Here is a 13,140-nt window from a genome sequence, read left to right on the forward strand (position 1 = left end):
CCCGGGACCTCACGCCCGGGGCGCCTCCAGAACCGCCCGCAGCGACGTGGCCGGACGCCCGAGCAGTTTCTCCAGCTCGGGGTCCGTGGCCGCGAACTCCCCGCGCCGGGAGGCGTGGAACATGCCGAGCAGCATCGCGGCCTGCTCCTGCGGCACCCCGTGCCCGACCAGGCCGGCCACCCATTCCTCGTCGTCCACGACGACGCGCCGGACGCTCCGGCCGGTGATCTCGCCGAGGATCGCCGCGGCGTCCGCCAGGTCGAGCGCCTCCGGCGCGGTCAGCGGCGGCGTCGGACCGTCGAAGCGCCCCTCGTCGGCCAGGATGACCGCCGCGGCCTCGGCGAGGTCGGCGTGCGCCGTCCAGGAGACCGGCCCGTCGGCCGGCGCGGCCAGCTCGCCGGTCTCCAGCGCCCGGCCGAGCAGCCGCGGGACCGTGCCGGTGTAGAAGCCGTTGCGCAGCGACGTGTACGGGATGCCCGCCGCAGCCAGATGGCGCTCGGTCGCGGCGTGGTCGGGCATGGGCTCGAAGAGCGAGTGCTCCCCCGCGCCCTGATGGCTCGTGTAGAGCACGCGGCGCGCGCCGGCCGCGACCGCCGCGTCGATCGCCGCGGTGTGCTGGGCGACCGCCGCCGCGCCCGTCTGGTTCGCCGAGACGATGAGCACCTGCGTCGCGCCCTCGAACGCCTCCGCGAGGGACCCGGGATCGGTGAAGTCGCCACGCCGTACCCGGACGCCCCGGGCCGCCAGACCGGCCGCCCGCGCGGGATCCCGGACGCTGACGCCGACGGTCTCCGCGGGGACGCGCTCCAGCAGCCGGTCGACTGTCTGCGACCCGAGCAGGCCGGTGGCGCCGGTAACGATGATCATGTCGAACCCCCTGCTAACGATGTGTACGTCAGAATGCTACCAGCGTTAGCAACAGTGATAGCAAGAGCCGGTTAACATCGGAAGCATGGCGGAGGTCAGACCCAGGACGCGGACCCACATCGTGGAGGCGGCGGCGCAGCTGCTGCGGGAGCAGGGCGCGGCGGCGCTCACCACGCGCGCGGTCGCCCAAGCGGCCGGGATGCAGGCGCCGACGATCTACCGCTTCTTCGAGGACAAAGACGCACTGCTGGACGCGGTCGCCGAGCACGTCTTCGCCACGTACGTCGCCACCAAGTCAGCGGCCGGGGACGTCGGCGACCCGATCGCCGACCTGCGGGCCGGTTGGGACCGGCACATCGCGTTCGGCCTCGCCAACGCGGCCCTCTTCGGCCTGCTGACCGATCCCACCCGGGGCGGCCCGTCACCGGCCGCGGCCGCGGGCCTGGAGGTGCTGCGCGCCCGGGTGCACCGCATCGCGGCCATGGGCCGGCTGCGGGTGCCGGAACGCCGCGCCGTCGAGCTCGTCCACGCCGCCGGCACGGGCGCGGTGCTCACGCTGCTCGCCACGCCACCGGAGCACCGCGACCCCGGCCTCGCCGATGAGATGTACGCGGCCGTGATGCGCGCGATCCTCACCGACGCGCCGGCCCTTCCCACCGCCGACGCCACCGCGGCCGCCGTCGCTTTCCGGGCGTACGTACCGGAATTGCCGAAGCTCACCGGGGCCGAGCGGGCGCTGCTCGCCGAATGGCTGGACCGGACGTAGGGTGCGTCGCATGAAGCGCACCGCTCTGGTGACCGGAGCTTCGTCGGGCATCGGCCGGGCCACCGCCGCCGCGCTGGCCGCACGCGGCTACCGCGTGTTCGGCACCAGCCGCCATCCGGACACGCTCGCCCCCGCACAGCGCGCGGCCGATGTGGAGTATCTGCCGCTGGACCTCGGCTCGGAGGAGTCCGTCGAGGCGCTCGCGGCCCGGCTTCCCGACGTCGACGTACTGGTCAACAACGCCGGTGAGAGCCAGTCCGGGCCGTTCGAGGAGCTGCCCGGCGACGCGCTGCGCCGGCTGTTCCAGGTCAACGTGCTCGGGCCCGTACGCCTCAGCCAGCTGGTGCTGCCCGGCATGCGCGAGCGGGGGTACGGCCGGGTCGTCATGGTGGGCTCGATGCTCGCGTCGTTCCCGCTGGCGTACCGCTCCTCGTACGTCGCGACGAAGGCGGCCCTGAAGGGGTTCAGCAACGGCGCCCGGCACGAGTTCTCGCCGTTCGGTGTCTGGTTGACCACTGTGGAACCCGGTTCGATCAACACCGGCATCAGCGAGCGCCGCACCCGCTACACGACGCCGGACTCCCCGCACCGCCGCGACTTCGAGACGATGCTGGCCGCCCTGGACCGCAACCACCACGCCGGCGTGAGCCCCGAGCGGGTGGCGCAGACCGTCGTGCGGGCGATCGAGGCGCCGCGGCCGAAACCGCTGTACGCCGTGGGCAGCAACGCGCCGGTCGTCTTCACGCTGCGCCGGCTGCTGCCCGCGACCCTGGTGGAGAAGGCGGTCCAGCGGCGGCACGGCCTGCGCCGCTGAACCCCGTCAGCCGGATCAGCGACAGCGCCGCCGATCACCGGCGTGTCATCATGTCGCCGTGCCGGAGGGGCATCCCCAACTCATTCGCATCGCGGTCGTTCAGGATGCGCCGCTGTACCGCGGCGCCCTGGCTGCCGCGTTCCGTGGCGAGGACGACCTGGACGTCGTGGCCGAGCTGCCGGCCTGGACGCCCGCGGCGGCGCTGCCGGTACGCCCCGACGTGACCGTGCTCGACCTCGACGGCGCCGAGGAGGACCCGCTGGTGACCGCGCGGGCGGTGCGCCGGGCCGTACCGGAGTCGAAGGTCCTGGTGTTGCTCGCGGCCGACCGGCACGACGTGCTGGCGCGGATCGACCCGGCCGGCCTCGACGGGGTGGGGTTCGTGACGAAGCGCGCCTCCCTCGACCACCTACTGTCGGCGCTGCGCAGCCTCGCGAACGGCAGCGCGGTGATCGACCCGGAGCTGATCGCGTCCTTGCTGGACCGGCCGCCGAACCCGCTGACCGGACGGGAGCGGGAGATCCTGGTCCTGGCCGCCGAGGGGATGCCGCCGGAGGAGATCGCGCGCAAGCTGTTCCTGTCAGCGGGTACGGTGCGCAACCGGCTCACCCGCATCGCGGCGAAGATCGGCGCGGACGGCCGGATCGACGCCATCAACCGGGCCCGGCGCGCCGGCTGGCTCTGACGCCCCGGTCCAGTAGCCGGTCAGCTCCCGGTAGCGGGCGCTGGTCAGCTGCAGGGTGTGGTGATCGCCGAGCGTCGGCTCGTCGCCGTCGAGCAGCAGCACCCGCCGGGACCGCATCGCCGAGCTGATCCGGTGCGCGATGACCACGAGGCCGCCCCGGGCGGCGAACGCGTGCTCGACGCGCTCCTCGGCCGCGGGGTCGAGGTGGCAGGTCGCCTCGTCCAGGACGGCCACGGGCGCGGGTGCCACGTACGCCCGCACCAGCGTGAGCAGCTGCCGCTGCCCGGCGGACAGCTCGCCGGGGCGCACCTCGCCGGCGAGACCGCCGAGCCGGGCCACCAGCGACTCGGCGCCGAGCAGGCCGGCCGCGTCCAGCAACTCCCGTTCCCCGGCCTCCGGGTTCAGATAGCGCAGGTTCTCAGCCACGGTGCCGGGGAAGACGTACGCCTCCTGCGGGATCAGCACGCGATGCCTCGCCCGGGTCGCGCCGTCCACCTCCCCGACCGGTACGCCGCCGAGCAGCACGGTGCCGTCGTCCGGCCGGATCGTCCCGCAGAGCAGACCGGCCAGCGTGGACTTCCCCGCGCCGCTGGGCCCGACGACGGCGAGGTGGTCGCGTTCGGACACCGTGAGGTCGAAGTCGCGCAGCACGGGCCGGGCGGCAGCGCCGTAGCGGAACGTCACCCCGCGCAGCTCCAGGCGCGAACCCACCGGCCGGCAAGCAGCGTCGCGTCGCCCTGCGAGGGGTACGGCGCCGGGCCGCGCGATCCGGCGTACGAGGCGATCGAGGGTGATCACGAACCGGAGGCCGGCGCTGCCGACGGTCTGCACGAACATGTCCAGCGTCGGCACCACGACCTGCGCCAGGTACGTCAGCACGCCGATCAGCGCACCCGTGCTCAGCCCGTGCCCGGTGACCCAGTTCGCCCCGGCGAGCACGGCCAGCAACGGCAGCCACCCGCCCACGGCCACGGTGAGGGAACGCACGGCGGCGAGCCGGGCCAGCGCCCGTTCGGCGCGGGCCTGCGCGGCGATCGCCTCGTCGGCGTACCGGGCGGCGCGCTCCGCGGCACGGCAGGCAGCCACGTCGCGGGCGGCGGCGGTCACGGCGGCCGTACGGTCGGCGAGCTGCTCGCCGGCGTCCAGGAAGTCGCGCTGCCACCGGACTCCGTTGCGCAGCGCCACGGCGAACATGGCGATGCTGCCCAGCAGCGGCGGGGCCACCAGGAGCAGCAGCGAGGGCGCGAGGGAGGCGGTGCCGAGCAGGGCGGCGAGGACGGTCACCACGAAGCCGCGCGAGACGAGGATGAGCCCGGCGAAGGAGTCCCGTACGCCCTCGACCTGGTTGGTCAGGCGCGCGACCGCGCCGTCCGCGGCCGGCGTCCCGGCGTGCCCGGCCGCCCGCGTCACCCCGGCGGTCACCACGCGCCGGGTCAGGTCGTCGCGGAACGGCTCGACCACCCCGGCCACCGCCCGGTGCGTGTTCCGGGCGCCCCACGCGCCGAGCACCGCGGCCGCCACCAGCAGCGCCAGCCAGGAGGTGCCCGTCCACGGGCGGCCGGCGGAGAAGCCCTGGTCGATCGCGCGGGCGACGACGAAACCGGTGAGCATCGCCGGCGCGGCCTCCGGTACGGACCACGCCAGCAGGCTCAGCACGGCACGCCGGTGGCGGCGCAGGACAGCCGTCGCCTCGCGCCCGGCGACCCGCACCGTGGAGTCGGTGTCCGCGCTCACGGCGCCGCACCGCCGAAGACGGCCCGGTAGTCCAGGTCGTGCCACAGCTGCCGGTGCGGCGCGACCGCGCGGATCCGTCCTTCGTCCAGCCACACCACGCTCGCGCAACGCGCCGCCGTGCCCGCGCGGTGCGCCACGATCAGATGCGTACGCCGCGACCGGCCGGTCAGCAGCCGCAGGATCTCCGCCTCGGTCGCCGTGTCCAGGCTGGACGTGGCGTCGTCGAGCACCAGCAACCGCCGGGCGTGCCACGCGCGGGCCAGCCCCAGCCGTTGCGCCTCGCCCCCGGACAGGGGGGTCTCCGCGAGCGGCGTACGCATGCCCTGCGGCAGCCGGAACACGAACGTGTCGGCGCGGGCGGCCCGCAGCGCGGCACCGACCGTGGCCGGCTGCGGGCGCTCCTGTCCGAGCGCCACGGCGGCGCCGACCGTGGCACCGACCAGCACCGGCCGTTCGAAGGCGACGCCGATCTCGCGGCGCAGCGACTCGGCGGTCACCTCGGTCAGCGGCACGCCGTCCAGGCGGACCCGGCCCTCGTCGGGATCGGTCAGCCGGGCGGCGAGCGCCGCGAGCAGCGACTTGCCGGAGCCCGAGCGGCCCACGACGGCGACCGGGCGGCCACCGGGGACGGTCAGGCAGACGTCACGCAGCACCGGCTCCCCCGCCACGCGGGCCGTGACGCCCTCGAAGGTCAAGGTGCCAGGACCGGGCGGCAGCGGACGCGGGCCGTATCGGGGCACCGGGCGGCTCAGGATCTCGGCCACGCGGCGGGACCCGGCCCGGGCGCGCGCCACTCGGCTGAACCCGGCGACCAGCCCGCCGATGCCCGCGCCGAGGGCGCCGTACTGGACGGCCGCCAGCAGGTCGCCGGGGGTGAGCCGGCCGGCCGCGAGCAGCCAGCCGCCGATGGCCACCACGGACAGCTGCAACAGTGGGCCGGTGAGCGCGCCCTGACCGGCCGAGCGGGCGAGCACGTGCCACGTCCGTACGCCCGCGGCGGACAGCTCCGGCAGCGGGCGCAGGCAGCGGCGGACCTCGGCGGGGACCGTCGCGGCGGCGGCGATCGTCCGGCTGCCGGCCAGCGCCTCGGACAGCCGGTCGGCGATCTCGGCCTGGGCCCGCTGGTAGCGCAGGACCGTGCCGGAGGTGTCGCGGACATGCCGCCGCAGCAGGGCCGTGATGACGACGGCGCCGGCGAGATAGCCGGTGACGAGCCGCCAGTCCAGGTACGCCAGCGCGGCGACCGCCCCCACGACGGGCACCGTGCTCACCACCGCGAGAACCACGGCCACGCCGCCCTGCCCGGCGTCGGCGGCTCCCGTCATCACGCGGCTCACCACGTCCCCCGGCGACCCGGCGCGGCCCCCGAGGCTCAGCGCGTGGCGTACGACCCGGCGGCGCAGCTCGGCCGTCCGGTACGCCGGCGCGAGCCCCGCCGCGAGGTCGCGCACCGGGTCGGCCACCACCAGGACGGCGACCAGCAGCACCGACGCGACGAGCCACGGCCCGGCCCCCCGATGCGCGACGACCTCGTCGACCGTACGGCCGATGGCCAGCGGCAGGGCCAGCTCCGCGACGGCGCAGAGGCCCGCGGTCACGGCAAGCAGCGCCAAGGTGGACCGGCGCGGCCTCGCGGGAACCATCGGAGCCTCCTTGAGCGGTGCGGAACCGGCGGCGGCACCACGCGGCCCCGGGCGGGCTCGTGGCCGGCACCCGGGGCGCGTGCGTCGCGATCGATCGATCGACCTCAGTTACAGGTGGTCACGCTGAGCGAGCTGTCGCCGCACAGCAGCAGGGACGCCCGGCTTCCGCCGCCGCCGCCGCGCTGCTCGGTGGTCAGCTCCATGCCCTGCAGGTCCAGAAGTGCCATGATCCTTCTCCTTCGCGTGCTGTGGTCGTACGGTGATCGGGGGTGCAGGCGCCGGCCATGGGACCGGCCCGTTCATCAGTTACAGGTGGTCACGCTGAGCGAGCTGTCGCCGCACAGCAGCAGCGAGGCCCGGCTGCCACCGCCACCACCGTTGCGCTCGGCGGAGAGCTCCATGCCCTGCAGATCCAGAAGCGCCATGTCCGTTCACCTCCTCCCGTCCACGTCGTCGTTCTCCACGCGCTCCGCGTGGACGTCTTCGGCCCGCCCCAGCAGCGGCAGCGACGCGCGCTGTCCGGGGTGGGCGAGGGCCAGCGAGAGCAGCACGCCGGCCGTTCCGGTCGCGAGATCCATCGACAGCCGCAGCAGCTGCTCGCCCGGGAAGGCCAGGCCGCCGCCGTACGGCAATGCGTGCCACGCCAACCGGCTCACCTGCGCGGACACCATCTCCCGGTCGGGCTCGGGCCGCAGCGCCAGGTACGCCACGATGCCGGCGCGTCCGGCGAACAGGCCGGGCTGCACGTACAGCGGCGAGCGGGCGGCACGGGCGATCCCGTCGGCGGCGCGCGCGAAGTCCCCGTCGCCGGGCCGGTGCCGCAGATACCGGTCGAGCACCAGGCCGATGCCGGCGCTGCCCTCGCCGAGGTACGGCATGGTCCGCCAGTCCTCGTTCACCTCGAGGGCGCCGTCCGGCCGGGTCACGCAGCGCCGCAGGTCCTGCCGCAACGCGGTGGCCGCCAGGTCGAGGAACTCCGCGTCCGCGGTCTCCTCGTACATCCGCAGGAACAGCAGCGCCACGCCGCTCGATCCGCGGGTCAGGCCGGCGTACGGGTGCCGTCCGCCGCTGATCTCGGGCACGGACTCCGGGCCGCCGAGCCGGTCCCGGCTGATCTGCGCGGCCCGGAACGCCGCCGCGCGCAGGCCCGTCTCGCCCGTACGCCCCGCCAGGTGCAGCAGGTTGAGCCCGATACCGGCGATGCCGCTGCCCAGGTCGGGGCCGAGGCCCTCCCACCGGTCCGTCAGGCACCGCTCGACCACGTCCAGCGCGGCGCGGCGTTCCCCGAGGTGGTCCAGGACGTACGCGACCCCGTGCAGCCCGTCGAGGAACCCGTGCCGGGGGTCGAACCCGGGATCCGCGGCCCGCTTGAGCAGCCAGTCGCGGTGCTCCGGCGGGATCTCCGCGCCCGCCTCCGCCAGCGCGAAGAGCACTCCGGCGGCGCCGTACGCGATCCCGAGCCCTCCGACCCGGAACTGTTCGATGTCGCCCGGGTACAGCCGGTCCTCGCGTTCGGGTGTGGCACTGGCCAGGATCGCCCGGACCAGCGTGTCGCGCGCTCGCGGCCAGGCGGCGGGTCCCGGGTCGAGGACCGACCAGTCCCGTCCGCCGGTCCGGCGCAGCCGGTCGGAGTACGGGCCCTCGATCCGCTTGACGGCCTCGTCGAGCAACGCGCGCGGGACGGGGAAGTGTGCGGCGATGACGTCCGCGAGGTGCCGGGACTTGGCGAGGTCCAGCCGCAGCAGCGGGGTCAGCGGCAGGAAGAGGGCGAGGGCCAGGCAGGCGAGGGCGTACTCGTCGACGGCCGGGCCGACCCGGTCGCGCGGCGCCGCGAAGCCCTGATTGCGCAGACCGGGACGGCGGCGCTCGGTGACCGGCGCGGCGACCTCGAAGTCGAGCAGCGCGATGCGCCCGTCCGGCCGCACCATGATGTTGAACATGTGCAGGTCGCCGTAGACCACCCCGCGCTCGTGCAGCGCACGCACCGCGCGGTCCACCTGGTCGTAGACCCCCAGAGCCCAATCGGTGTACGCGCGCAGCGCGGCATCGTCGGCATCCGGGTCGGTCAGCGGGTACTTCTGCACGATGAGCCGGTTCAGCGGGTCGCCCTCGACGAACTCGAGCGCCAGGAACTCGTGCTCGCCCAGCGTGAACGTGTCGTGCACGCGGGGCGTGAAGCCGGCGTCCGCGACGCGGTCCAGCATCTCCCGTTCCCGGCGCAGCCGCGTGATCGCGTCGTCGCCGCGACCGTCGAGGCCGGCGTACGGGCGGGCCTCCTTGAGCACGACCCGCTCGCCGGTACGCGTGTCCTGCGCGGCGTACAACCCGCCGGCGTTGCTGTAGTGCAGCACCTCGGTGATCCGGTACGGCAGGTCGTGCGTGGTCACGGAGTTGCGGGCGTCCAGGTGCGGCTTCAGGAACGACGGGAGCTCCACCCAGGACGGGGTGCTGAAGGTCGCCTGCCGCCGATCGGGTTCCAGGACGCCGCCCGGTCCTTCGAGCGCGGGGACGAGGTCGCCGTTGTCGCCGACGCAGTACAGGTGCGCGAAGGCGCCGTACCGCACGTGCAGCGGGCCGCCGGCCCAGCGCAGGTCGCTGAGGACGTACGGGCCCGGCTCGCCGGCCAGCTCCGCGCCGAGCTCGGTGAGGATCGTGTGCAGCGCTTCTTCGCCGTCCGGATAAATGGTCACGAGCTTGCCGCTGGAGGCGCGCGGAGAATACTTCGAGTTGCGCATGAACAGCACCTGCGAAGAACGCAGGAACTTGAACGAAATTCCGCGCGGTACGCAGTAGTCCCACACCTTGTCCACGATCTTCTGCGCGTTATCCGGACAGCCCGAAGAATGGATCTTCCAGCCCTGCCGAGGCAGGAGCGCGCCGACCGGACCGGCGATCAGCCAGTCGTCGTGCGCCTGGATCCGCCACCCCTGCGGAAGCGGCCGGCGCGCCGCCGGGAAGTCACCGGCCGAGCGCTCGGCGGTCGCCAGGGAGTCGTAGAACAGCGGGTCAGCGGCGCAATAGGCGTCGTATCGGCGGTCCATGCCCGGCTCCTTTCCTGTCCCCACCGATGCTGCCGCCGCGGGCGTCGCGGCCCCAGTCGCCGATGTCAGAAGGTGCCTGCCGACCACTCACCAAGGATTTATGACAAACGCAGGGTTTGAACGAACCGGACCGGGGAAAAGAGGCGCTCCCGCGTTGTGCGATCACCGCGGGCCGGTGTTACGGTCGCGAGTGGACGGCCGAATTCGCGCGAGAGGAATGGAGCTGCGGTGTCGATGTCAGCAGCGCCCGGACACCTGCCGCGACGCATTATCCGGACCGCTATTCGTCTGATGATTCTGACCGGGCTGGCCGTCGTCGCCTATCTGCTGCTCAGCAGCGGCTCAGCGCGGGCGGACGGGCGCTCGCCGGCCGCCCCGCTCGCCGCCGTGACCGGTTCCGGCGAGCCTGTCCGGGCGGTGGTCCGCACCGCCGGCCGGACGGTCCGAGAGGCGAAGCCGGCGCGCGCGGCCACCGGCGCCGTGCGGCAGACGGTCCGCACGCCCGGCAGCTCAGCCCAGCGCGCCCAGCCGGTCCGCAAGACGGTCCGGACCACCGGCTCAACGGCCCGGAAGACAATCGGCGCCACGGCTCGCGAGGCGACCCGGTCGGCGCCTGTCGTGCGGGAGCGGACCATCCGGTCGGCGCCTGTCGTGCGGGAGCGGACCATCCGGTCGGCGATGCGCCGGCATGCCGGGGGTCCGGTCGCGAAGATTCGCCGGTCAGCTCCGCTGCGGTCCACGGTGGACCGGCACCCGGTCAAGCGGGTCACCGCGGTCGTGAAGCCGGTGCTCGACAGGCCCGAGCGGCTGCTCAGGACGGTCGAGCCGGTGGTGAAGCGAGCGGTCCGGCCGGTGGCCGATCGGGTGGTCCGGCCGGCTGTCGACCTCGTCGTGCGGCCGGCGACCGAAACCGTGGTCCAGCCGGCTATCGACGTGGTCCTCCAGCCGCTGGCCCGGACCGTCGTCGAGCCCTCGGTCCGCAGCGCCGTCCAGCCCGTCCCCGTCAGCCATGCCGTGGTGGCTGCTCCTCCCGGCACCGCCGGAGTCGTCCGCGGCTGCACGCGCACCGCTCCCCCCGCCCGTGCTTTCCACCCGCGAACACCTGAGCTGCCGGCGGCTCCGGCGCCGGCCCGAAAGCCGGAAGCCCGGATCGCACCCGCCGCCGGGACGCCCGCCGTCGTGCAGCAGCCACCGGCTGCCGGGATCGGCGATGCCGCCGAGGTCGCCGGCGCCGCCGGAACGGCACGAGCCCGGTCGGGGCCGCGCGGCGACCGTACCGGAGAACCCGGCCGGGTCCCGGCGCCGCCGCACGGTCCCGGCACGCCCTCACCCGCCATGAGCCCGGTCTCCGCGACCGGCGCCCCGCAGGGCGGCGCGGGCGGCTGGGCCACCACGTCCTGCGCCTGGCGCCCGGCGTTGCGCCCCGGGGGTGTGCTGGCACCCGTCTCCCAGGGCGGCCACGGCCGCCGTCTCACCCTCTCGCTTCCCCCCGGCTGAATCCTTCCCGCGCCCGCCGCGCCACCGTCGAGGTGGCGTACGGGCGTACCCGAACCTGTCCGTCGCCGGTCCGCACCGTGACGTGCCCGGACGGAACCGGCAGGCACTTCCCGGGAAGGAATCAGCCGTGATCCGCATTCTGCTGGTCGCCGACGCCATCCTGCTCAGAACCGCTCTGAGCACGGCCCTGTCGCACCACCCCGACCTCGACGTGGTCGCCGAGGCGGCGAGCGCCGAGGTGACCGCCGCCCTGCTCGACACCTGGGATCCGGCGCTCGTCGTCGTCGACCTGGACACGCTCAGCCCGTCCGTCACGTACGCCCTCGACACCGTCACCGGCCACGAGAAGGCCGGCGCCGTCCTGGCGCTCACCACCGGCTCCGCCTCCGGCGCGCTGCGGCACGCCCTGGGCCGGCGGGTGCAGGCCTTCCTCAGCAAGGACTGCCGCGTGCAGGACCTGGTGGACGCGGTCCGCCGGGTCGCCGCCGGGGAACGGTTCATCGAGCCCTGCCTCGCCGCCGCGATGCTGCAGCGGCACGCCAACCCGCTCACCGCCCGGGAACGCGACGTGCTGCGGCTGGCGGCCGAGGGCATGTCCGTACGGGAGATCTCCAGCACCCTGTTCCTCACCGCCGGCACCGTCCGCACGTACCTGTCGACGATCATCCACAAGACGGGTGCGCGCAGCCGTGTGGAGGCGATCCGCACGGCCACCGAGGCGGACTGGCTGTGACCGGCTGAGCGGAGACCCCGCCGGTCACAGCGGTCAGCGGGGGCAGGCGCCGACGTGCGTGGGCCCCCGCAGGCGCAGCAACCGGGTGGCGAGGACCTCGCCGGCCACGCCGTGGCCGATCGCGAGGCCCGCCTGGTCGCTGAACTCGAAGTGCTGGCCGCCGTACACGCGGGACCGGCCGGCCTCGGCCGCGGCCGCCGCGAAGCCGGGGTACGCCCGCGGCACGCCACCCGGCGCGGAGTCGGTGGCGTGGCTGAACGGGACGGCGTCGGTGCAGAAGTAGCCGGCGAGCACGGCAGCCGCCGCGCCGCTGTAGGAGCTGTGCCCGGACACGTACTCCGGTGTCCCACCGACCCCGCCGGCCCGCGCGGTCCAGGTGGGATCGGGCTGCGTGAGCGGGTTGCCGTCGGTGTCCGCCTCGCGGATCGCAGTGGTGGGACGCCAGTGCCGATAGGTCGCCTTGGTGTCGACGGTGGCGATCGTGGTGTCGGCGAGCGCCATCGTGAGCAGCGCGGTCAGCCGTGCCTGCCCGGCCAGGGGCAGCCGCCGGTCGTGGGCCACCGTGAGGGCGATCGCGAGCCACTCGCCGGGCGGCTGGCTCGACCCGGCCGGCAGCGACCAGAATTGGAACGTTGCCTGCAGCTCGGGATCCGGCAGCGCTGCGTCGCCCAGCAAGGCCACCTCGGCGAAGGCCGCGGCGTACGGCAGGCTGCCGAGCGCCGGCGGCGGCCCCGGCACGTACCGGTGGGCGTCGGCGACCGCGAACGGGCGGACGTTGCGGTACTGCACGCCGGACCACTGCGCGCGGAACACGCCGGGGCCGGTGCCCGCCGGTTGGGTCTCCACGGGTGTCGAGCCGTCGTCCGCCCGAGCCGCGACGACCGCTTCGCCGACGTGCGTGCCCCAGGTCGCGCCGCTGTCCACGCCGTGCCCGTCGCCAAGCCGGTCCAGGTCGGCGCGGAGGCGCTCGTCGTATGCGGCGGCCCGGGCCGGGTCGAGGCGGATCAGCACGGCGTGCGCGGCGGCGACTGCGGCCGCCTGCGGATCACCGCCACCCGGCCCGGCGCCCGGCACGAGGGCGTACGCCCGGTCCGCGTGCGCGTGCCCGGCGGCGAGACCGTTGACCGCGTCGTACATCGCGACGTCGACCATCGCGTAGAGGCGCGCGGCGTCGGCGTCCGTGGCCCGGGTGGCCCGTACCGCGTCGAGCGCGAGAGTGTTCCAGACCCGCACGCCGTCGATGTCCGGACGGGCCGGACCGGCGGCCGCGGCGGCCCCCGGGCCGGCGGCGACGAGGGCGAGCACAAGCGCGAACAGAGGCTTCCTCACACCCCCGTACCTTCGTCCGGCTCGACCCGGC

The 13,140-nt window shown here is 74.9% G+C and carries 12 protein-coding genes; 5 read left to right on the top strand and 7 right to left on the bottom strand.

Annotated elements, in window-relative coordinates; translation table 11 throughout:
* Nucleotides 1-9: 9 nt before the first annotated feature.
* On the bottom strand, nucleotides 10-867 hold the full coding sequence (locus AB0K03_RS03970; protein WP_364680110.1) for an NAD(P)H-binding protein: 858 nt from the start codon (nucleotides 865-867) through the stop codon (nucleotides 10-12).
* 85 nt (nucleotides 868-952) lie between these two features.
* Between AB0K03_RS03970 and AB0K03_RS03975 the strand changes: the two genes are divergently transcribed.
* Genes AB0K03_RS03975 through AB0K03_RS03985 form a run of 3 tightly spaced genes read left to right on the top strand, consistent with a single transcriptional unit; the run spans nucleotide 953 to nucleotide 3,132 of the window.
* Nucleotides 953-1,633: a helix-turn-helix domain-containing protein gene (locus tag AB0K03_RS03975; RefSeq protein ID WP_364680112.1), complete on the top strand. Its 681-nt coding sequence runs from the start codon at nucleotides 953-955 to the stop codon at nucleotides 1,631-1,633.
* 10 nt (nucleotides 1,634-1,643) lie between these two features.
* Entirely contained in the window at nucleotides 1,644-2,447 is an 804-nt protein-coding gene (locus tag AB0K03_RS03980; RefSeq protein WP_364680115.1) for an SDR family oxidoreductase, read from the top strand.
* Between the two features lie 58 nt (nucleotides 2,448-2,505).
* Nucleotides 2,506-3,132: a response regulator transcription factor gene (locus tag AB0K03_RS03985; protein WP_364680117.1), complete on the top strand. Its 627-nt coding sequence runs from the start codon at nucleotides 2,506-2,508 to the stop codon at nucleotides 3,130-3,132.
* On the opposite strand, the gene AB0K03_RS03990 is transcribed toward AB0K03_RS03985, so the two are convergent.
* The 5 genes from AB0K03_RS03990 to lanKC all read right to left on the bottom strand — a co-directional run bounded on the left by AB0K03_RS03990 (nucleotide 3,028) and on the right by lanKC (nucleotide 9,550).
* Nucleotides 3,028-4,866, bottom strand: coding sequence for an ABC transporter ATP-binding protein (locus AB0K03_RS03990; RefSeq protein WP_364680120.1), 1,839 nt, complete (start codon nucleotides 4,864-4,866; stop codon nucleotides 3,028-3,030). The two genes, AB0K03_RS03985 and AB0K03_RS03990, sit on opposite strands and share 105 nt — an antisense overlap.
* Nucleotides 4,863-6,509 carry an ABC transporter ATP-binding protein gene (locus AB0K03_RS03995; RefSeq protein ID WP_364680122.1) on the bottom strand — a complete coding sequence of 549 codons (1,647 nt, stop codon included), beginning with the start codon at nucleotides 6,507-6,509 and terminating at the stop codon, nucleotides 4,863-4,865. The genes AB0K03_RS03990 and AB0K03_RS03995 overlap by 4 nt, the downstream gene beginning before the upstream one ends.
* A gap of 104 nt (nucleotides 6,510-6,613) precedes the next feature.
* The gene (locus AB0K03_RS04000; RefSeq protein ID WP_364680125.1) at nucleotides 6,614-6,736 is read right to left on the bottom strand and encodes a SapB/AmfS family lanthipeptide; all 123 of its coding nucleotides are present in this window, start codon (nucleotides 6,734-6,736) and stop codon (nucleotides 6,614-6,616) included.
* A gap of 75 nt (nucleotides 6,737-6,811) precedes the next feature.
* Complete coding sequence (locus AB0K03_RS04005; RefSeq protein ID WP_364680128.1) at nucleotides 6,812-6,934, bottom strand: SapB/AmfS family lanthipeptide; 123 nt, start codon at nucleotides 6,932-6,934, stop codon at nucleotides 6,812-6,814.
* Between the two features lie 6 nt (nucleotides 6,935-6,940).
* A complete protein-coding gene (gene lanKC, locus AB0K03_RS04010; RefSeq protein ID WP_364680131.1) occupies nucleotides 6,941-9,550 on the bottom strand; it encodes a class III lanthionine synthetase LanKC in 2,610 nt (869 codons plus the stop codon).
* A gap of 291 nt (nucleotides 9,551-9,841) precedes the next feature.
* On the opposite strand from lanKC, the gene AB0K03_RS04015 reads away from it, so the two are divergent.
* Together AB0K03_RS04015 and AB0K03_RS04020 are read left to right on the top strand one after the other, a co-directional pair.
* Nucleotides 9,842-11,047: a hypothetical protein gene (locus AB0K03_RS04015; protein WP_364680133.1), complete on the top strand. Its 1,206-nt coding sequence runs from the start codon at nucleotides 9,842-9,844 to the stop codon at nucleotides 11,045-11,047.
* A gap of 127 nt (nucleotides 11,048-11,174) precedes the next feature.
* Nucleotides 11,175-11,780 (top strand): response regulator transcription factor, encoded by a 606-nt coding sequence (locus AB0K03_RS04020; RefSeq protein WP_364680136.1) that lies wholly within the window; start codon nucleotides 11,175-11,177, stop codon nucleotides 11,778-11,780.
* Between the two features lie 33 nt (nucleotides 11,781-11,813).
* Here the strand turns inward: AB0K03_RS04020 and AB0K03_RS04025 are convergent, their stop codons facing one another.
* Nucleotides 11,814-13,109: a vanadium-dependent haloperoxidase gene (locus tag AB0K03_RS04025; protein ID WP_364680139.1), complete on the bottom strand. Its 1,296-nt coding sequence runs from the start codon at nucleotides 13,107-13,109 to the stop codon at nucleotides 11,814-11,816.
* Nucleotides 13,110-13,140: the final 31 nt, after the last annotated feature.

This window comes from Actinoplanes sp. NPDC049316 (genome assembly GCF_040677315.1).
Lineage (GTDB): Bacteria > Actinomycetota > Actinomycetes > Mycobacteriales > Micromonosporaceae > Actinoplanes.

Bases quoted from the DNA above. Each gene is read 5' to 3' on its own strand.
- lanKC (WP_364680131.1), bottom strand. From the start codon at position 9,550: ATGGACCGCCGATACGACGCCTATTGCGCCGCTGACCCGCTGTTCTAC.
- AB0K03_RS04000 (WP_364680125.1), bottom strand. From the start codon at position 6,736: ATGGCACTTCTGGACCTGCAGGGCATGGAGCTGACCACCGAGCAGCGC.
- AB0K03_RS04005 (WP_364680128.1), bottom strand. From the start codon at position 6,934: ATGGCGCTTCTGGATCTGCAGGGCATGGAGCTCTCCGCCGAGCGCAAC.
- AB0K03_RS03995 (WP_364680122.1), bottom strand. From the start codon at position 6,509: ATGGTTCCCGCGAGGCCGCGCCGGTCCACCTTGGCGCTGCTTGCCGTG.
- AB0K03_RS04015 (WP_364680133.1), top strand. From the start codon at position 9,842: ATGATTCTGACCGGGCTGGCCGTCGTCGCCTATCTGCTGCTCAGCAGC.
- AB0K03_RS03975 (WP_364680112.1), top strand. From the start codon at position 953: ATGGCGGAGGTCAGACCCAGGACGCGGACCCACATCGTGGAGGCGGCG.
- AB0K03_RS03980 (WP_364680115.1), top strand. From the start codon at position 1,644: ATGAAGCGCACCGCTCTGGTGACCGGAGCTTCGTCGGGCATCGGCCGG.
- AB0K03_RS03970 (WP_364680110.1), bottom strand. From the start codon at position 867: ATGATCATCGTTACCGGCGCCACCGGCCTGCTCGGGTCGCAGACAGTC.